This is a genomic window from Pseudomonas sp. NLJ1, assembly GCF_049486705.1.
Classification (GTDB): domain Bacteria; phylum Pseudomonadota; class Gammaproteobacteria; order Pseudomonadales; family Pseudomonadaceae; genus Aquipseudomonas; species Aquipseudomonas inefficax.
Map to the genome: position 1 here is coordinate 4,441,863 of NZ_CP137735.1, position 19,514 is coordinate 4,461,376.

Consider the following 19,514-nt stretch of genomic DNA (forward strand, 5'->3'; position numbering starts at 1 on the left):
CCCGGTGGCGGCCCACTTTTAGCAAAGGTGTAGTTGCGATGAAACGTGTAGGTCTGATCGGTTGGCGCGGTATGGTCGGTTCCGTGCTCATGCAGCGGATGCTGGAGGAGCAGGATTTCGACCTCATCGAGCCGGTGTTCTTCACCACCTCCAATGTTGGCGGCCAGGGCCCGAACGTGGGCAAGGATACAGCTCCGCTCAAGGACGCTTATTCGATTGAAGAGCTCAAGACCCTCGACGTGATCCTGACCTGCCAGGGCGGCGACTACACCAACGAGGTCTTCCCCAAGCTGCGTGAAGCCGGCTGGCAGGGTTACTGGATCGATGCCGCCTCGTCCCTGCGCATGCAGGATGACGCGGTGATCATCCTCGACCCGGTCAACCGCAAGGTCATCGACCAGCAGCTGGACGCGGGTACCAAGAACTACATCGGTGGCAACTGCACCGTCAGCCTGATGCTGATGGGCCTGGGCGGCCTGTTCGAAGCCGGCCTGGTCGAGTGGATGAGCGCCATGACCTACCAGGCGGCCTCGGGTGCCGGCGCGCAGAACATGCGCGAGCTGATCAAGCAGATGGGTGCTACCCATGCAGCCGTTGCCGATGACCTGGCCAACCCGGCCAGCGCCATCCTCGACATCGACCGCAAGGTTGCCGAGACCATGCGCAGCGAAGCGTTCCCGACCGAAAACTTCGGCGTGCCGCTGGCTGGCAGCCTGATCCCGTGGATCGACAAGGAACTGCCGAACGGCCAGAGCCGTGAAGAGTGGAAGGCCCAGGCCGAGACCAACAAGATCCTCGGCCGCTTCAAGAGCCCGATCCCGGTCGACGGCATTTGCGTGCGCATCGGCGCCATGCGTTGCCACAGCCAGGCGCTGACCATCAAGCTGAACAAGGACGTGCCGCTGGCCGACATCGAAGGCATGATCAGCCAGCACAACCCTTGGGTGAAGCTGGTGCCCAACCAGCGTGAAATCAGCATGCAGGAGCTGAGCCCGACCAAGGTTACCGGTACCTTGAACGTTCCGGTTGGCCGCCTGCGCAAGCTGAACATGGGTTCGCAGTACCTGGGCGCGTTCACCGTCGGTGACCAGCTGCTGTGGGGCGCGGCCGAGCCGCTGCGCCGCATGCTGCGGATTCTGCTGGAGCGTTGATCGTTCCGGTCTGACCGAAAACCCGCGCTGGCGACAGTGCGGGTTTTTTTATATCCGAGCCACCCCAGTCCGCCAGGCTCTTGCTGGCTTTGGCTTTGGCTTTGGCTTTGGCTTTGGCTTTGGCTTTGGCTTTGGCTTTGGCTTTGGCTTTGGCTTTGGCTTTGGCTTTGGCTTTGGCTTTGGCTTCTAAGCGCGCGGTAGTTCAGGCGCCGCCGATTGCGACTTCAGGAGGCCGAGCGAAGGGACTGCGGAGGGAGGTGACGGGCATGGATGCCCGTCAAGCGCTGAGGCCCCATGGATGGGGCCTGCAGCGCGTATTCCCGGGAGCAGGCCCGTAGCGAGGGGACCCCGGAGCGAAGCGTAGGGGCCGGATGATGGGAGCCGACGGTTTTTGGTTCCTTTTTGCCACGACAAAAAGGGACCCGCCGTAAGGGCGGAAAGGTGACTTGGCGCCACCATCGCGAATGAATGCCTACTCGATGTGAATGCCCGCATCCAAAAAGCAAAAAGCCAAAAAGCTTAAGCGACGGTTTTGATATGGCGAACAGTCCGTTTGCGATGGCGACGCTGACTCACCTTTTCGCCCTTACGGCGAGTCACTTTTTGCCAAACGCGGCAAAAAGTAACCAAAAAACGCTGCGCTCCCATCATCCGGCCCCTGCGCTGCGCTCCGGGGTTCCCTCACTCCGGTCTTGCTCCCGGGAGTACGCGCTGCAGGCCCCATCCATGGGGCCTCAGCGCTTGACGGGCATCCATGCCCGTCACCTCCCTCCGCAAGACCTGCGTTCGGCCTCCTGAAGTCGCGAAGATCAAGATCAAGATCAAGATCAAGATCAAGATCAAGATCAAGATCAAGAGCAGCGCAGCTCTAGGTTTGGGCCAGCACAGACAAAACTCTACAATCCGAGTAAAGTGCCGCCCCCGCCGTTTTCAGCAAAAGGATCCCTTCCATGACACACCCTTTGGACATCGCCGTCGTCGGCGCCACCGGCAGCGTCGGTGAAGCCCTGGTGCAGATTCTCGAAGAGCTGGATTTCCCGGTCGCCACCCTGCACCTGCTGGCCAGCATGGAATCGGCGGGTAGCAGCGTGATGTTCGCTGGCAAGAAGCTGAAGGTGCGTGAAGTGGACAGCTTTGACTTCGCCCAGGTCAAGCTGGCCTTCTTCGCCACAGGCGCGGCAGTCAGCCGAAGCTTTGCCAGCAAGGCGCTGCAGGCAGGCTGCACGGTCATCGACCTGTCCGCTGGCTTGGACGACGCCCTGGCCCTGGTGCCCGAAGCCAACGCCGAACGCCTGGCCGGCCTGGCATTGCCCGCCCGCATCGTCAGCCCGTGCTCGGCCGCGGTTGCCCTGGCTGTTGCCCTGGCACCGCTCAAAGGCCTGCTGGATATCGAGCGGGTGCAGGTGATGGCCGCTCTGGCGGTGTCTGCACAAGGCCGTGAAGCGGTCACCGAACTCGCCCGGCAAACCGCCGAGCTGCTCAATGCCCGGCCGCTGGAGCCGCGCTTCTTCGACCGGCAGATGGCGTTCAATATGTTGGCCCAGGTCGGCACCGCCGATGAGCATGGCCACACGGCTCTGGAGCGCCGCCTGGTCAGCGAGCTGCGCGTGCTGCTGGGCCTGCCGGAACTGAAGATTTCCGTGAGCTGCGTTCAAGTCCCGGTGTTTTTCGGCGATAGCTTCAGTGTGGCGGTGCAGAGCCGTCGCCCGGTAGACCTGGATGCGGTCAACCAGGCCCTCGAGGCGGCCGACAGCGTCGAACTGGTGGGGCTCGACGATTATCCGACCCCGGTAGGCGACGCAGTGGGCCAGGACGTGGTCTATGTTGGTCGTGTACGGCACGGTGTTGATGAAGACCAGCAACTCAACCTCTGGCTGACCACCGACAACGTGCGCAAAGGCGCCGCGCTCAATGCCGTGCAAGTGGCGCAATTGTTGATTAAACACATGCCGTAAAAGATACTGGCGAGCACTATTGTCCTGCTCCGCATGCAGGTTTCAGGACGCTTCATACAAGGGAAGAGGTCATGCTTCGAATTCGCAAACTGGTTCTGGCCATGGCTGCAGCATCGGCGCTGTCGTCGGGCATGGCGAATGCCCTGGGCCTGGGGGAGCTGACCCTCAAGTCGGCACAGAACCAGCCCCTGGACGCCGAGATCGAGCTGCTCGACGTGCGCGACCTCACCGCCGCCGAAGTGGCACCGAGCCTGGCGCCACCGGAAGAGTTCAGCAAGGCCGGGGTGGCACTGCCGACATACCTCGAAGACCTCACCTTCACGCCGGTGATCAACCCCAACGGCAAGAGCGTGCTGCGGGTTACCTCCAGCCAGCCGCTGCCTGAGCCGGTGGTAAAGTTCCTGGTCCAGGTAATGTGGCCGCAGGGCCGCCTGCTGCGTGACTACAGCGTGCTGCTCGATCAGGCCAAGGCCCAGGGCGACAAGCCTGCGGCAGCCAATGTGGCGCCAGCGGTGACCGCTGCCGGCAGTTACACCACCCAGCGCCGCGACACCTTGTGGCAGATTGCCGCGCGCAATGCACAGGGCGGCTCGATCCAGCAGACCATGATCGCGATCCAGGCGCTGAACCCGGACGCCTTCATCGGCAACAACATCAACCAGCTGAAGGTTGGCCAGGTGCTGCGCCTGCCCGACCAGCAGCAGATCCAGAACATCCCGCAGGGCGAGGCGACCGCCGAGGTGGCCGAGCAGTATGCCGCCTGGCGGGAAGGCCGCCGCCTGGGCCCGCGTGCCCGCCAGCTGGACGCCACCCGTCGCGGTGCCGCCGAGGCAGCGCCGGCACGTATAGCCCAGGGCGACAACCTGCGCCTGGTCAGCCCGGGCAACCAGGCTGGTGCCGACCAGGCCAAGGCCCTCAACGACAAACTGGCGGTGGCCCAGGAAAGCCTGGACACCAGCCGTCGCGACAACGAAGAGCTCAAGAGCCGCATGGCCGACCTGCAGAGCCAGTTGGACAAGCTGCAGCGTCTGATCGAGCTGAAGAACAACCAGTTGGCCCGGCTTGAAACCCAAGGGGCGGCTGCGCCGGCCCAACCGGTCGTCAAGCCGGCTCCTGCCGCTGTCGATACCGCACCCAAGCCGGTGCCTGCCGCCGAGGCCGCACCTGCTGGCGAGCCTGGCAGCGCGGTCGATGAAATCATGGGCAACCCGCTGCTGCTCGGGCTGATTGCCGGTAGTGCCTTCCTCGTACTGCTGCTTCTGTTGCTGTTGCTGGCGCGCAAGCGCAAGGCTCAGCAGGAGGCGGAAAAGCACCTGCGCATGGCGCGGGCGCTGGAAGAAGAGCAGGGCGCAGGCTTCGACAGCGACAGCGCAAGCCTCGATGGTGTCGAGGTCTCGGCTCCGAGTGTGACCTTGTCGCCGGCTGTGGTCGCCGCTTCGGCAGCCGCCGCTACCGCCGCGGAAAAAACATCGGTACCCGCCGTCGAAGTGCAGCCTGAGCCGCAAGCCGACCCCTACGCCGCGCTGCTGGCTGAGGTCGAGCAATGCGTGGCCGAAGGCCGCCTGAACCGCGCTACCGACCTGCTGGAGCCTGCCGTGGCGGCCGCGCCGCAGCGTGACGACCTGCGCCTGAAACTGATGGATGTGTATGCCCGCCAGGGTGACCAGAGCGCGTTCGCCGAGCAGGAGCGCAAGCTGCCGGCCAGCGAGCAGAACAGTGCAGCGGTTGCCGGGCTGAAAGAGCGCTACCCGGCCATGCTCGGCCTGGCCGCTGCCGGCCTGGGCGCGGCAGCCCTGGCTGCCGAGATGGATGAGCAGTACGTGCAGGAACTGCTGCAGGATCAGCCTGAAACGCCAGTGATTGCCGACATGGCGCCCGAGCCAGAGGTGGCGGTTGAACCAGAGGCCGTTGCCGAAGCCGAACCTGAGGCAGTGCTCGAGCCGGAAGTTGATCTGGATGCTGAGCTGGATGCCTTCGATGAAGTGCCGACCCTCGATGCGCCGGACGAGCAGGACCTGGACAGTGCCTTCGACCTGAGCCTGGGTGACGAGCTGCCCGAGCAAGACCCGCTGGCAGCGCCGCTGCTGGACGAATCGCTGGCCCAACAACCTGTCGTCGACGAGCCGGTACTGGATGAACCGGTGCTGGAAGCGGCTCAGCCGGAAGACGAGCCGTTTGCCGTGGATGCCGAGCTGCAGGCTGACGCCGACGCCGAGTTCGAGGCCATGCTGGCTCAGGCCGATACACAGCCCGCTGTGGACCTGTCCGACTTCGACCTCGACGTCAGCGAACCGGTTGCCCCGGCCGCCCCGGCTGCAGTCGACGAAACCCCGGTGGATGTCGCTGCCGAGCTGGCTGCCTTCGACAGCGAGCCAGCATTCGACCCGCTTTCCGAGTTCGACCTGCCGTCCGACTTCGATCTTTCGCTGTCGCTGGAAGACGATTCGCCGGCAGCCAAGAGCTTTGCCTCGGAGCTGAACGACGTCAACGCAGAGCTGGACAAGCTGTCGCAGAGCCTCGAATCGCCGTCGCTGGAGCCGCACTTCACCAGCGAGGACGCGGCTGCCCAGCCGGAGCCTGAACCACTGGACGACCTGGACTTCGACTTCTTCTCCGGCAGCGACGAAGTGGCCACCAAGCTTGACCTGGCCCGCGCCTATATCGACATGGGCGACAACCAGGGTGCACGCGACATCCTCGATGAAGTGGTCAAGGATGGCGATGACAGTCAGCGTCAGGAAGCCGAGGACATGCTCTCCCGACTGGTCTGAGGTTGTCTGTACCGGCCTCTTCGCGGGTAAACCCGCTCCCACAGGTGACTCACAGGATCTGAAATCTGTGGGGCCCCTGTGGGAGCGGGTTTACCCGCGAAGAGGCCCTCAAGCGCGACACACATTCAGCGGCAGCCCTACACGGCTGCCGTTGTCGTTATAATCCCCGCCATTCCGTACACCCCCACAGGTTTCATGCTCTTGGACATCATCGACACCGCCGCCGAGTCCGCGGCCGAAGGCTACTCCCGCATCGCCCTGGGCGTGGAATACAAAGGCGCGCGCTACCGTGGCTGGCAGCGCCAGGCCAGTGGCGTGCCCAGTGTCCAGCAGGCCCTGGAGCAGGCGTTGTCCAAGGTGGCCAACGAGCCGATCTCGGTAATCTGCGCCGGGCGCACCGACGCCGGCGTGCATGGCTGCGGGCAGATCGTGCACTTCGACACCCGCGCCGTGCGCGACGAACGCGCCTGGACCATGGGCACCAACTTCAACCTGCCCCATGACATCAGCGTGGTCTGGTCGCGACCGATGCCGGCCGACTTCCATGCCCGCTTCAAGGCCTGCGCCCGGCGTTACCGCTACGTCATCTACAACGACCCGATCCGCCCGGCGCACCTGGCCGAGGAGGTGACCTGGAACCACCGCCCGCTGGATGTCGAGCGCATGGCCGAAGCCGCGCAGTACCTGCTGGGTACCCATGACTTCAGTGCCTTCCGCGCCAGCCAGTGCCAGGCCAAGTCGCCGATCAAGCACATCTACCACCTGCGCGTCACCCGCCATGGCCAGATGATCGTGCTGGATGTGCGCGCCACGGCTTTCCTGCACCACATGGTGCGTAACATTGCCGGTGTACTGATGGCCATCGGTGCCGGCGAGCGCCCGGTCACCTGGGCGCGCGAGGTGCTGGAGGGGCGCAACCGCCGCGAAGGCGGGGTCACGGCGCACCCGTACGGGCTCTACCTGGTGCAGGTGGAGTACCCCGAGGAATACGCACTGCCCAAGCGTTACATCGGCCCGCACTTTTTGACCGGCTACGAGGCATTGGCAGACTGACGGGCGAAAAGTCATTTGCTAACATCCGGCCTTTCACCGTAACAAGCAGGGTTCGCTGTCCATGAGCAATGTTCGCAGCAAGATCTGCGGGATTACCCGCATCGAAGACGCACTGGCCGCTGCCGAGGCGGGGGCCGATGCCATCGGCTTGGTCTTCTATGCCAAGAGCCCGCGCGCCGTGGATGTGCGCCAGGCGCGGGCGATCATCGCCGAGCTGCCGCCGTTCGTGACCACGGTCGGGTTGTTCGTCAATGCTTCGCGCTGCGAGCTGAACGAGATCCTCGAAGTGGTTCCGCTGGACCTGCTACAGTTCCACGGCGACGAAACCCCGCAGGACTGCGAAGGCTACCACCGCCCCTGGATCAAGGCCCTGCGCGTGCGCCCGGGCGACGACCTGGAGGCGGCCTGCCAGCTTTACGCTGGTGCCCGCGGCATTCTGCTGGATACCTATGTGCCGGGCGTACCCGGAGGCACCGGTGAAGCGTTCGACTGGTCGCTGGTGCCGGCGCGCCTGAGCAAGCCGATCATCCTGGCAGGCGGGCTGTCTGCCGACAATGTCGGCCAGGCCATCGCCCAGGTGCGGCCGTACGCGGTGGATGTCAGTGGCGGCGTGGAGCAAGCCAAGGGCATCAAGGACGCGGCGAAGATCGAGGCATTCATGCGTGCGGTGAAACAGGCGTGATAGCAGATGTGACGGCTGGCTGCGCGCCATCGTCCATAGCTTTCGCAGCCCTGCGGGGCAGCCGCCTGCGCCTGTGGCGGCAAGACAACACATTAGCGGTGGGGTGGCGCGCTGGAAGTCCTGGCGGCCGGTCCATCATCGTTTCATGAAAGATTTTGAGCTCAAGGGCAGGGTAGGGCCGGCGACACCGGCCCACGCCTGCCAATACTGGAGAAAGAAAGCATGAGCAACTGGTTAGTCGACAAACTGATCCCTTCGATCATGCGTTCCGAGGTGAAGAAGAGCTCGGTGCCTGAAGGCCTGTGGCACAAGTGCCCGGCCTGCGAGGCCGTGCTGTATCGTCCGGAGCTGGAAAAGACCCTGGATGTCTGCCCCAAGTGCAACCATCACATGCGCATCGGCGCACGTGCGCGCATCGATATCTTCCTCGACGCCGACGGCCGTGCCGAGCTGGGCGCCGACCTGGAGCCGGTCGACCGCCTGAAGTTCCGTGATGGCAAGAAGTACAAGGACCGCCTGGCAGGCGCGCAGAAGCAGACTGGCGAGAAAGACGCCCTGATTTCCATGAGCGGTACCCTGATGGGCATGCCGATCGTGGTCAGCGCCTTCGAGTTCTCGTTCATGGGTGGCTCCATGGGTGCCATCGTCGGCGAGCGCTTCGTGCGCGCGGCCAACTATGCCCTGGAGCACCGCTGCCCGATGGTCTGCTTCTCCGCCTCGGGCGGTGCACGCATGCAGGAAGCGCTGATTTCGCTGATGCAGATGGCCAAGACCTCGGCCGTGCTGGCGCGCCTGCGCGAAGAAGGCATCCCGTTCATCTCGGTACTGACCGACCCTGTGTACGGTGGTGTTTCCGCCAGCCTGGCCATGCTCGGTGATGTGATCGTCGGCGAGCCGAAGGCGCTGATCGGCTTCGCCGGCCCGCGCGTTATCGAGCAGACTGTGCGCGAGAAGCTGCCGGAAGGCTTCCAGCGCAGCGAGTTCCTGCTGGAGCACGGCGCCATCGACCTGATTATCTCCCGTGGCGAGCTGCGCCCGCGTCTGGCCCGCCTGCTGGCGCAGATGACCGGCCAGGAAACCCCGGAGCAAGCGCGTGAGGCGGCTGCCGTCGCGTGATGAAACAACGATCCCTGGGCGAATGGCTCGCCTACCTCGAGCAGTTGCACCCCTCGGCCATCGACATGGGCCTGGAGCGGTCGCAGAAGGTGCTGGCCCGGTTGGCGCTGGGTAAGCTGGCGCCACGCGTGGTGACGGTAACCGGCACCAACGGCAAGGGCTCGACCTGCGCCTTCGTGGCCTCGCTGCTGCGTGCCCAGGGGCTCAAGGTCGGCGTGTACAGCTCGCCGCACCTGTTGCGTTACAACGAGCGGGTGCTGATCGATGGCCAAGAGGCCAGCGATGAGCGCCTGTGCGATGCCTTCGCCGCCGTCGAGGCGGCGCGGGGCGAAATTTCCCTGACCTACTTCGAGATGGGTACCCTGGCCGCTTTCTGGTTGTTCTACCAGTCGCAGCTGGATGCCGTGGTGCTGGAAGTGGGCCTTGGTGGCCGCCTGGACACCGTGAACGTGGTGGATGCCGACCTGGCCCTGGTGACCAGTATCGGCGTCGATCATGTCGATTACCTGGGGGATACCCGCGAGCTGGTGGCTTTCGAGAAGGCCGGCATCTTCCGTCAGGGCAAGCCGGCACTGTGCGGTGACCTGGATCCGCCGCAGCCGTTGCTGGACAAGGCTGCCGAACTGGCCGCGCCGCTGTTCCTGCGCGGGCGTGACTTCGACCTGGCCAGTGCCGATGGCAGCTGGATCTGGCGCGGTATTACGGCTGATGGTGCGCAGGTAGAGCTGCGTGACCTGCCTTTGCTTGACCTGCCCATGGAAAACGCCACGCTGGCCCTGCAGGCCTACCTGCTGATGGGCCTGCCCTGGGACGCCGGGCAGATTCGCCAGGCGTTGTTGGCTACGCGCATCACTGGCCGCCTCGACCGCCGCCTGCTGAGCTGGCAGGGCAAGCCGGTGGAGCTGTTGCTGGATGTGGGGCACAACCCGCATGCTGCGCAATACCTGGCCCGGCGCCTGGCGGCTCGGCCGCTCAAGGGGCGCCGCCTGGCGGTGTTCGGCCTGCTCGCCGACAAGGACCTGGACGGTGTTGTCGCGCCGTTGCAGGGCCTGATTCACGACTGGGCGGTGGCGCCGCTGGATACCCCGCGCAGCCGCCCGGCTGCGGAGCTGGCCACGGCCTTGACGAACGTCGGCGCCGCGGTGAAGTCTTATGCCAGCGTCGACGCTGCCCTTGAAGGGCAGTGCGCGCAGGCAACGGCGGATGACCAGATCTTGCTGTTCGGTTCGTTTTTCTGTGTTGCCCAGGCACTGGAATGGCTGGAGCGGCACGCCCAGGAGGGTGGAGTAGATGGCAGTGCTGGATAAAGGGATGAAACAGCGCATGGTCGGTGCGTTGGTGCTGGTGGCGCTGGCGGTGATTTTCCTGCCGATGCTGTTCACCCGCGAGGACGAGATGCGTCAGGTGCGCGTCGAGGCCCCGCAGGCGCCGGCCATGCCAAGCCTGCCGGAAGTGAAGGTGGAGCCGGTCGCCGTGCCGGAGCCGCAGGCTATTGCGCAAGAGCCGCAACAGCCACCGGTGGTGGTGGACGAGTCCACCGCGCCGGCGAGCACGCCCAGCCAGCCGATTACACCCTCACCTCAGACCCAGCCTCAGGTGCAGGCACAGGCGCAGGCACAGGCCCAGCCCGCCAAGCCGCAGGCGCCCGTGTCCAAGGTCGAGCCTCAGCCGGCAGCCAAGCCGGCCGCGCCGTCGAAGATCGACGTCAATGGCCTGCCGGTCAGTTGGTCCATCCAGTTGGCCAGCCTGTCCAACCGTGCCGGGGCCGAGAAACTGCAGCAAACCTTGCGTAGCCAGGGTTACAACGCCTATATCCGCTCGGCCGGTGGCATGAACCGCGTTTACGTAGGGCCGCTGATCGAGCGTGCCGAGGCCGAACGCGTACGTGACGCGATCAATCGCCAGAACAGCCTCAAGGGCTTTGTGGTGCGCTTCCAGCCTGAGCGCAGCTGATATCCCTGGGGCGGCTTTGCCGCCCATTCGCGGGTGAACCCGCTCCCACAGGGAGCGCGCAATGGCAGGGTTTGCACATCACCTGTGGGAGCGGGTTTACCCGCGAATGATCCAGCACCAATCCACCTGACATTCCGCTTACCCAACCCCCCACCGCTCTGTTAAAATGCGCCGCCTCAAACGTCTGCAGGCAGCACCGTGGCATTTACCTTGGTCGATTGGGCGATCATCGCGATCATCGCCGTCTCCACACTGATCAGTCTCAAGCGCGGCTTCGTCAAGGAAGCCTTGTCCTTGCTCATCTGGATCATTGCCGGTGCGGTTGCCTGGATGTTCGGCGGTTCGCTCTCGGTGTATCTTGAAAGCTACATCCAGACACCGTCGATGCGCGTCATCGCCGGCTGCGCCATTCTTTTTGTCGCCACCTTGCTGGTGGGGGCCATGATCAACTTCCTCATCGGCGAGCTGATCCGCGTGACCGGGCTGTCCGGTACCGATCGTTTCCTGGGCATGGCCTTCGGCGCCGCGCGCGGGGCCTTGCTGGTGGTGGTGGCCATCGGGCTGATCAGCCTGGGGCCGGTTCAACAGGACACCTGGTGGCAGGAATCACGCCTGATACCACAATTTCTCTTGGTCGCCGACTGGTCGAAAAACCTGATCCTGGGTTTTACCGGCCAGTGGACACCCAGTGGGCTGATCGGCACTCCAGCTGATCTTCCGTTCAAGGAACAGTTGCTCGGGCCGGCAAAGCCCTGAGCGCTATTCACTCAAGTTTCGTCAAAGTAGGGGTTGCGTCGCATGTGTGGCATCGTCGGTATCGTCGGTAAGTCGAACGTCAATCAGGCGCTGTATGACGCGCTTACGGTCCTCCAGCATCGCGGCCAGGACGCTGCCGGTATCGTGACCAGCCATGACGGCCGGTTGTTCCTGCGCAAGGATAATGGCCTGGTGCGCGACGTGTTCCAGCAGCGCCACATGCAGCGCCTGGTCGGCAGCATCGGCATCGGCCACGTGCGCTACCCGACCGCGGGCAGCTCTACCTCGGCCGAGGCCCAGCCGTTCTACGTCAACTCGCCGTACGGCATCACCCTGGCACACAACGGCAACCTGACCAACGTCGAACAGCTGGCCAAGGAGATCTACGAGTCCGACCTGCGCCACGTCAACACCAACTCCGACTCGGAAGTCCTGCTGAACGTGTTCGCCCATGAGCTGGCGGTGCGTGGCAAGCTGCAGCCGACCGAAGAAGACGTGTTCGCCGCGGTTTCCCACGTGCATAGCCGCTGTGTCGGCGGTTACGCCGTGGTGGCGATGATCACCGGCTACGGCATCGTCGGTTTCCGTGACCCCAACGGCATCCGCCCGGTGGTGTTCGGCCAGCGTCACACCGACGAAGGCGTGGAATACATGATCGCCTCGGAAAGCGTGGCCCTGGACGTGCTCGGCTTCACCCTGATCCGCGACCTGGCGCCGGGCGAAGCGGTGTACATCACCGAAGAAGGTCAGCTGTATACCAAGCAGTGCGCCGAAGCACCGAAGCTGCAGCCGTGCATCTTCGAGCATGTCTACCTGGCCCGCCCGGACTCGATCATGGATGGCGTGTCGGTGTACAAGGCCCGTCTGCGCATGGGTGAAAAACTGGCCGACAAGATCATGCGCGAGCGCCCCGAGCACGACATCGACGTGGTCATCCCGATCCCGGACACCAGCCGCACCGCGGCCCTGGAGCTGGCCAACCGCCTGGGCGTGAAGTTCCGCGAAGGTTTCGTCAAGAACCGCTACATCGGCCGTACCTTCATCATGCCCGGCCAGGCCGCGCGCAAGAAATCGGTACGCCAGAAGCTCAACGCCATCGAGCTGGAGTTCCGCGGCAAGAACGTGATGCTGGTGGACGACTCGATCGTGCGTGGCACCACTTGCAAGCAGATCATCCAGATGGCCCGCGAAGCCGGCGCCAAGAACGTCTACTTCTGCTCCGCAGCGCCTGCGGTGCGCTACCCCAACGTCTACGGCATCGACATGCCGAGTGTTCACGAACTGATCGCCCACAACCGTACCACCGAACAAGTGGCCGAGTTGATTGGCGCCGACTGGCTGGTCTACCAGGACCTGCCGGACCTGATCGACTCGGTCGGCGGCGGCAAGATCAAGATCGACCACTTCGATTGCGCGGTATTCAACGGTGAGTACGTCACCGGCGATATCGACGAAGCCTACCTTGACCGTATCGAGCAGGCTCGTAACGACCTGGCCAAGGTCAAGAACCAGGCGGTCAGTGCGATCATCGACCTCTACAACAACTGATTTCGGGAGCGACGGCATGACGGATCAATGGGATGCCGGGCGACTGGACAGTGACCTCGAGGGTGTCGGCTTCGACACCCTGGCGGTGCGCGCCGGTCAAAACCGTACACCGGAGGCCGAGCACAGCGAAGCGCTGTTCCTGACCTCCAGCTATGTGTTCCGCACGGCTGCCGACGCGGCCGCACGCTTTGCCGGCGAAACGCCGGGCAACGTCTATTCGCGCTACACCAACCCGTCTGTGCGTGCCTTCGAGGAGCGCCTGGCGGCCATGGAAGGCGCCGAGCAGGCCGTGGGCACCTCCACCGGCATGGCGGCGATCCTTGCCGTAGTGATGTCGTTGTGCAGTGCCGGTGACCATGTGCTGGTTTCGCAGAGCGTCTTCGGCTCGACCATCAGCCTGTTCGAGAAGTACTTCAAGCGCTTTGGCGTGCAGGTGGACTATGTGCCACTGGTCGATCTCGCTGGCTGGGAAAAGGCCATCAAGGCCAATACCAAGCTGCTGATCGTCGAGTCGCCGTCCAACCCGCTGGCCGAGCTGGTCGATATCACCGCGCTCAGCGAAATCGCCCATGCCCATGGTGCCATGCTGGTGGTGGACAACTGCTTCAGCACCCCGGCGCTGCAGCAGCCTTTGAAACTGGGGGCCGACATCGTGTTCCACTCGGCCACCAAGTTCATCGACGGCCAGGGCCGCTGCATGGGTGGCGTGGTTGCCGGCCGTGCCGAGCAGATGAAAGAAGTGGTGGGTTTCCTGCGTACCGCAGGCCCGACCCTCAGCCCGTTCAACGCCTGGATCTTCACCAAGGGCCTGGAAACCTTGCGCCTGCGCATGCGTGCGCACTGCGAAAGCGCCCAGGTACTGGCCGAATGGCTGGAGCAGCAGGAGGGCGTGGAGAAGGTGCACTATGCCGGCCTGCCGAGCCACCCGCAGCACGAACTGGCCAAGCGCCAGATGAGTGGCTTTGGTGCGGTGGTCAGCTTCGAGGTCAAGGGTGGCAAAGAGGGCGCCTGGCGCTTCATCGACGCTACCCGGGTGATTTCCATCACCACCAACCTGGGTGACAGCAAGACCACCATCGCCCACCCGGCCACCACCTCCCACGGCCGCCTGACGCCGCAGGAGCGTGAAGCCGCCGGTATCCGCGACAGCCTGATCCGCGTTGCCGTGGGCCTGGAAGATGTGGCCGATCTGCAGGCCGACCTGGCGCGCGGGTTGGCTGCCCTGTGATTGAAATCCGCGGCGGTACGCCCGGCCATAACGGCCGGGTAGCCCTGGTGACCGGTGCCGCGCGCGGCATCGGCCTGGGCATTGCCGCGTGGTTGATCTGCGAAGGCTGGCAGGTGGTGCTCAGTGACCTCGATCGCCAGCGCGGCGCCAAGGCGGCCAAGGCCCTGGGCGACAATGCCTGGTTCATCACCATGGACGTTGCCGATGAGGCCCAGGTCAGCGCGGGGGTGTCCGAGGTGCTGGGGCAGTTTGGCCGCCTGGACGCGCTGGTGTGCAATGCGGCCATCGCCAACCCGCACAACCAGACCCTGGAAAGCCTGAGCCTGGCGCAGTGGAACCGAGTGCTGGCGGTCAACCTCAATGGCCCGATGCTGCTGGCCAAGCATTGTGCGCCGTACCTGCGTGCGCACAATGGGGCGATCGTCAATCTCACCTCCACCCGGGCGCGGCAGTCCGAGCCCGATACCGAGGCCTACGCGGCGAGCAAGGGCGGCCTGGTGGCCTTGACCCATGCACTGGCCATGAGCCTGGGCCCGGAGATCCGCGTCAATGCGGTGAGCCCGGGCTGGATCGATGCCCGTGATCCGTCGCAGCGCCGTGCCGAGCCGTTGACCGAGGCGGACCATGCCCAGCACCCGACGGGCAGGGTAGGGACGGTGGAAGACGTTGCGGCCATGGTGGCCTGGTTGTTGTCTCGGCAAGCAGCGTTCGTCACCGGCCAGGAGTTCGTGGTCGATGGCGGCATGACCCGCAAGATGATCTACACCTGAGCATTCTGCATATCCTGTACCGGCCTCTTCGCGGGTAAACCCGCTCCCACAGGTACTGCACAGTTCTCAAGACCTGTGCAGTACCTGTGGGAGCGGGTTTACCCGCGAAGAGGCCGGCACAGACAACCACACCGCTTTTGCTTTTTTGAAAAAAATCCAACGGGGCTATTGACTTAGCTTCGCCATCTGCGTAAATTTCGCGGCCTCAGCGAAGCAAACGCAACAAGCAACATCGCGAGGGTGATTAGCTCAGCCGGGAGAGCATCTGCCTTACAAGCAGAGGGTCGGCGGTTCGATCCCGTCATCACCCACCACTTCCTGAGATGTTCCTGGTGCTTCAGGTTTCGCAAGAAGCCGATAGCCAGAGAGGAACGCACTGCGCAGCGGTAGTTCAGTCGGTTAGAATACCGGCCTGTCACGCCGGGGGTCGCGGGTTCGAGTCCCGTCCGCTGCGCCATTTTTCAGTACAGATGGGTGCCTGGCACCGGTCTGAAGCCACAAGGTAAAACGCCTTGGGCTGATCCCAGTTTCAATCGGGCGAAAGCCTGAACGATACGCAGCGGTAGTTCAGTCGGTTAGAATACCGGCCTGTCACGCCGGGGGTCGCGGGTTCGAGTCCCGTCCGCTGCGCCATCTTCGTTTCAAGGTCCCTTGAACACCTTGAAGCAAACACAAGAGAAGCGATCATGTTATCGCTTTTTTTTGTGCCTGCCCTGAGGCCATCGCGCCGAATGGGTAGACCCAGGTTTCAATCGGGCGCAAGCCTGAATGATACGCAGCGGTAGTTCAGTCGGTTAGAATACCGGCCTGTCACGCCGGGGGTCGCGGGTTCGAGTCCCGTCCGCTGCGCCATCTTCGCCTCGAGGCCCCTTGAACGCCTCGAAGCCACGAGAAAGCGACCTTCGGGTCGCTTTTTTCGTTTTTGCGCTTGGCAATTGCCGCCGTTGACCCAGATTTACACGAACCTGACAGACTCTTCACCGATCAGCGGTTCCTGTGCCTGCCTGCTGTGTTGCACAATAGGCACCTTCTCGACTTACCCGGAATTCGCAATGACCAGATCTTCCGTCTTTGGTGCGCTCGGGCTGGCCCTGGTGCTGGCGGGCGTGACCGGTTGTTCCTCGAAAAAAACCGCCGTCTACGAGCACGAGAACTTCGATGACTCGGGCACCTTCTCGCGCAGCTTCCCGGTGACCGATGCCGGCTCCTGCGAGGCCGCCCGGCGCGCCTTGCTCAGCCAGGGCTACATCATCACCAGCAGCGGCGCCAACCAGGTAGTGGGCAACAAGAGCTTCCAGCAGAACAGCGAGAACCACCTGCAGATCAGCTTCAACGTCACCTGTGCGCCGGATGTGAGCGACGAGCAGCGTTCGACCATGTTCGCCAACGCCCTGCAGGACCGCTACGCCCTGAAAAAGTCCAATACCTCCGCCAGCCTGGGCGTTGGTGTACTGGGATCGGTGTCGATGCCGATCGGCTCCAGCGACGACTCGATGGTCAAAGTGGCCAGCGAGACGGTGACGGCGGCGCAGTTCTATGACCGTTATTTCGCCCTGGTGGAGAGCTACCTGCCAAAGCCCAGGCCTGAACAGCAGAGCAAGACCAAGGTCGAGCAGCCCGCGCCGAAGGTCGAAGCGCCGGCGGCTGCCCTGGGGCTCCCGGAGCAGGCTGCGGCGGCGCCGGTGGCACCGGCCCCGACAGCGGCACCTTTGGTTGAAGCGGCGCCCGCCCCGGCTGCCGTCACCCCAGCCAGCGAGGCAGTAGCGGCACCGGTGGTGGATGACAGCCAGGGCTCGCAACCGGTGGCCCCGCCAGCGGAGGCGGCACCTATTGAAGTACAGCAGCAAGCCCAGCCTGCCGAGGCCGACGAGACCGCGGCCCCCGCACTTTGATGGCTTGCCTGTACCGGCCTCTTCGCGGGTAAACCCGCTCCCACAGGTACTGCGCAGAGGTTGAGAACTGCGCAGTACCTGTGGGAGCGGGTTTACCCGCGAAGAGGCCGGCGCAGCCAGTGCACATCCCCTGTTACAGACACCCGCTGATAACTTCTTGAACACCTGCTACGTTTACCACTCATAAGCTTGTCATCATTCCTTCACTCCACCTGCTTAGGTTGAAGGCGACACCGATAAAGATCATGAGATGAGAGGACGCAGGGCTATGGACGAATATCAGGAAGAGCTTCTCGAATTCCAGGCTTATGAACTGGACACCCCGGAGCCGGCTGACGACGCTACCGAGCTCTAGCCTACCCGCCGCTGGCTGCGGCGGAACTCCCCCGGTGTAAGGCCCGTCCAGCGCTTGAAGGCGCGCTGGAAGGCCTCGGCCGATGCAAACCCCAGCAGATAGGCAATTTCGCCGAAGGCCAGCTCCGTATCGCGGATATAGGTCTCGGCGAGGTCGCGCCGTGTTTCGTTGAGCAGGTCGCGAAAGCGCGTGCCTTCCTCGGCCAGTTTGCGGCGCAAGGTCCAGGTTGGCAGCTGCAGGTGCAGCGCCACTTCTTCCAGGTCCGGTTCACGGCCACCATTGAGCAACGGGCCCAGCAGATGGGTGATGCGCTCACCCAGGCTGCGTACGCGCGTGCGTTGCAGCATCTCCGTTTCGCACAACTGCAGCAGGTGCTGCCAGGTGCTCGGGCAGTGCCTGGGGTTGGCCAGTTGCAGCGTGGCACGGCTCAGGCGCAGCTGGTTGGCGTCGGCCGCGAACTGCACGGTTGCGCTACATAGTGGTTGGTAGCGCGCGGCGTAGGCGGGTGCGGTGAACTCGATATCCATATGTTCGGCCTGCACCGCCGTACCGACCAGGTCGGCGAGCTGGGCAAGCCAGCCGGCGAGTAGCGAATCGACCACGAAACGGTTGTAGGCGTTGTAGGGGCTGATGGAGTAGAAGCGTAGCCAGGCGCCCTGGGCATCTTCCTGAAAACTGGAGTGGCCGCGGTAGTTGGCGGCGTAAAGGGGCTCGAAGCGCAACAGGGTGCGTGCCGCCTCGCCCAGGTTCGGCGCCTGCGCAGCGGTGACCCCGGCCAGGCCTGCATGCGCCAGGCGGCTCAGGCGCCCCATGTGCAGGCCAAGTGCAGCCTCGCCGCACAGTTCGATGGCGGCGTGCCCCAGGTGCATGTAGCGCGGGATCGACAAGCGTGCATTGGCCTCGCCCAGGCGTGCCGCGTCCAGGCCATAGCGCTGCAGCAGCGGCTCCGGGTCGTGGCCGAGCTCGCGCAGGGACTCGCTCAGCGGCTGGACAAAGCCGACCGAAAGGTCGCCCAGGCGCACACGGGGGCGAGCCATTGGCCTACAACCACAGGTTCAACAGGCGGGCGCCAGGGCTGGGCGTTCCCGCCAGCAGTTCGCCGGCCTGGCGGGCAAAGCCCTGGCCGTCGCTACCCTGTTCCCAGAACTGCCCGCGCATGAACACGCTCATGCTGCTGACGCCGGCCCCGCCTGCCTCGGTCAGGCGTTGCCAGGCGGCCTGTTCACTGACTTCGCCGCGCTGCAAGGCCAGCCCGGCGCTGGCATCCTGATGGCGATTGCCGCGCCACGGCGCTTGCCAGCTGCCCTTGCCGCTTAGAAACACCGGGTTGGCGACCAGTTGTACCGCCTGTCGTGCCAGTTGCTGGTGGTTTTCCGGGTACCAGCTGTCACTGCCCACCAGTACGCCCAGGCGCCCCGCAGGGGTTTGCAATACCTGCAGCGGGTGCTGGCGGCCATCTTGCACATAACGGCGCATTTCGCTGTCGGGGAACTGCTGGTGTTGCGGTTGGCCCAGCAGCGAGCCGTCACCGGCGAACACCACGCTGCTGTTGAACAGCGGGCCGCTACCGGCATGCAGCACACCCTGTTTCACGTAGGGGGCGGGCAGCACGATGGAGCCGGCTACCAAAGTGACGTTGAATTCCTTGGCCAGGCCACCGAACAGTTGCTGGTAGTCCGCAGCCATCTGCTCGGCCTTCATGCGCAGGTGCGCGTCGGCGCGCCAGTCGTCCCCGTCGGCACGGAGCATGGCCAGGCCATAGCGCAGCGGGTTGCTCAGTTCCAGCCATTGCAGGGCTTCACGGCTTTGCGTGACCTGGTACAACTCGTTCTTTTCCCCACGCGCCCACAGCCAGGTACCGATGTGCTCCGGTAGCACCACCACCGTGCGCGGGCCCACCAGCCCTTGGGCGCGGGCCTGCTCCAGGTACGCCGCGAGCTTGCGACGCAGGCGTTGCAGGTTCTGGTAATCGCCAGGGTAGAGCACCGGCTCGATACCCAGCAGGTTGCCGTGCTCGCCCGGCACGCCATGGTTGAGCGCCAGTTCGATTCGTAAATCGGAAAGGTAGTGGCCTTCCGGGCGTTGCATCGTCCAGAAGCCATAGCCGCAGAGGGCGGCGATCATCACCAGCGCCAGGGCGCTTGCCAGGAGTTTTCGCATGGAGCAGAACAGCGCCTTGGAAACGAGAGTTTCCTAGGGTAGTCGCGCTGTGCGCGAGGATCAATAACTTGTCAGTTTCGATCATTGAGCCCATTCAAACGGCTGTTTAATGTCGCAGGCAGAC

15 protein-coding genes and 4 tRNA genes are annotated in these 19,514 nt (G+C 64.1%); 17 read left to right on the plus strand and 2 right to left on the minus strand.

All coding sequences use genetic code 11. The features are described 5' to 3' along the window. Window positions 1-38 precede the first annotated feature (38 nt). From asd to R9B85_RS20230, 17 genes are all read left to right on the plus strand, one after another. Window positions 39-1,151 carry an aspartate-semialdehyde dehydrogenase gene (asd, locus tag R9B85_RS20150; RefSeq protein ID WP_112253309.1) on the plus strand — a complete coding sequence of 371 codons (1,113 nt, stop codon included), beginning with the start codon at window positions 39-41 and terminating at the stop codon, window positions 1,149-1,151. Window positions 1,152-2,101: 950 nt separating this feature from the next. Continuing rightward, window positions 2,102-3,106 (plus strand): aspartate-semialdehyde dehydrogenase, encoded by a 1,005-nt coding sequence (locus R9B85_RS20155; RefSeq protein ID WP_423770515.1) that lies wholly within the window; start codon window positions 2,102-2,104, stop codon window positions 3,104-3,106. Window positions 3,107-3,177: 71 nt separating this feature from the next. Beyond that, window positions 3,178-5,877: a FimV/HubP family polar landmark protein gene (locus R9B85_RS20160; protein ID WP_112251852.1), complete on the plus strand. Its 2,700-nt coding sequence runs from the start codon at window positions 3,178-3,180 to the stop codon at window positions 5,875-5,877. Between the two features lie 195 nt (window positions 5,878-6,072). Further along, window positions 6,073-6,930 (plus strand): tRNA pseudouridine(38-40) synthase TruA, encoded by an 858-nt coding sequence (truA, locus tag R9B85_RS20165; RefSeq protein WP_085589219.1) that lies wholly within the window; start codon window positions 6,073-6,075, stop codon window positions 6,928-6,930. 61 nt (window positions 6,931-6,991) lie between these two features. Continuing rightward, a complete protein-coding gene (locus R9B85_RS20170; RefSeq protein ID WP_025338242.1) occupies window positions 6,992-7,612 on the plus strand; it encodes a phosphoribosylanthranilate isomerase in 621 nt (206 codons plus the stop codon). A gap of 222 nt (window positions 7,613-7,834) precedes the next feature. Then, window positions 7,835-8,728: an acetyl-CoA carboxylase, carboxyltransferase subunit beta gene (gene accD / locus R9B85_RS20175; protein WP_013971609.1), complete on the plus strand. Its 894-nt coding sequence runs from the start codon at window positions 7,835-7,837 to the stop codon at window positions 8,726-8,728. After that, window positions 8,728-10,035: a bifunctional tetrahydrofolate synthase/dihydrofolate synthase gene (gene folC / locus R9B85_RS20180; RefSeq protein WP_112251851.1), complete on the plus strand. Its 1,308-nt coding sequence runs from the start codon at window positions 8,728-8,730 to the stop codon at window positions 10,033-10,035. The genes accD and folC overlap by 1 nt, the downstream gene beginning before the upstream one ends. After that, window positions 10,019-10,681: an SPOR domain-containing protein gene (locus tag R9B85_RS20185; protein WP_207879929.1), complete on the plus strand. Its 663-nt coding sequence runs from the start codon at window positions 10,019-10,021 to the stop codon at window positions 10,679-10,681. The genes folC and R9B85_RS20185 overlap by 17 nt, the downstream gene beginning before the upstream one ends. A 198-nt stretch (window positions 10,682-10,879) precedes the next feature. After that, the gene (locus tag R9B85_RS20190) at window positions 10,880-11,437 is read left to right on the plus strand and encodes a CvpA family protein (RefSeq protein WP_013971612.1); all 558 of its coding nucleotides are present in this window, start codon (window positions 10,880-10,882) and stop codon (window positions 11,435-11,437) included. A 42-nt stretch (window positions 11,438-11,479) separates the two neighbouring features. Beyond that, window positions 11,480-12,985, plus strand: coding sequence for an amidophosphoribosyltransferase (gene purF, locus R9B85_RS20195; RefSeq protein WP_085625289.1), 1,506 nt, complete (start codon window positions 11,480-11,482; stop codon window positions 12,983-12,985). Between the two features lie 16 nt (window positions 12,986-13,001). Next, entirely contained in the window at window positions 13,002-14,213 is a 1,212-nt protein-coding gene (locus R9B85_RS20200; protein WP_025338247.1) for an O-succinylhomoserine sulfhydrylase, read from the plus strand. Then, window positions 14,210-14,983: an SDR family oxidoreductase gene (locus R9B85_RS20205; protein ID WP_013971614.1), complete on the plus strand. Its 774-nt coding sequence runs from the start codon at window positions 14,210-14,212 to the stop codon at window positions 14,981-14,983. The genes R9B85_RS20200 and R9B85_RS20205 overlap by 4 nt, the downstream gene beginning before the upstream one ends. Window positions 14,984-15,221: 238 nt before the next feature. Further along, window positions 15,222-15,297 (plus strand) — tRNA-Val (locus tag R9B85_RS20210). A gap of 66 nt (window positions 15,298-15,363) precedes the next feature. Then, window positions 15,364-15,440: transfer RNA gene (locus R9B85_RS20215), tRNA-Asp, on the plus strand. 99 nt (window positions 15,441-15,539) lie between these two features. After that, window positions 15,540-15,616, plus strand: a tRNA-Asp gene (locus R9B85_RS20220). A 142-nt stretch (window positions 15,617-15,758) separates the two neighbouring features. Further along, window positions 15,759-15,835 (plus strand) — tRNA-Asp (locus tag R9B85_RS20225). A gap of 200 nt (window positions 15,836-16,035) precedes the next feature. Continuing rightward, complete coding sequence (locus tag R9B85_RS20230; RefSeq protein WP_215521129.1) at window positions 16,036-16,875, plus strand: DUF2242 domain-containing protein; 840 nt, start codon at window positions 16,036-16,038, stop codon at window positions 16,873-16,875. Between the two features lie 351 nt (window positions 16,876-17,226). On the opposite strand, the gene R9B85_RS20235 is transcribed toward R9B85_RS20230, so the two are convergent. Further along, window positions 17,227-18,267 (minus strand): AraC family transcriptional regulator, encoded by a 1,041-nt coding sequence (locus R9B85_RS20235; RefSeq protein ID WP_423770516.1) that lies wholly within the window; start codon window positions 18,265-18,267, stop codon window positions 17,227-17,229. A 4-nt stretch (window positions 18,268-18,271) separates the two neighbouring features. Beyond that, complete coding sequence (locus R9B85_RS20240) at window positions 18,272-19,390, minus strand: carbon-nitrogen hydrolase family protein (protein WP_252378828.1); 1,119 nt, start codon at window positions 19,388-19,390, stop codon at window positions 18,272-18,274. Window positions 19,391-19,514 lie beyond the last annotated feature (124 nt).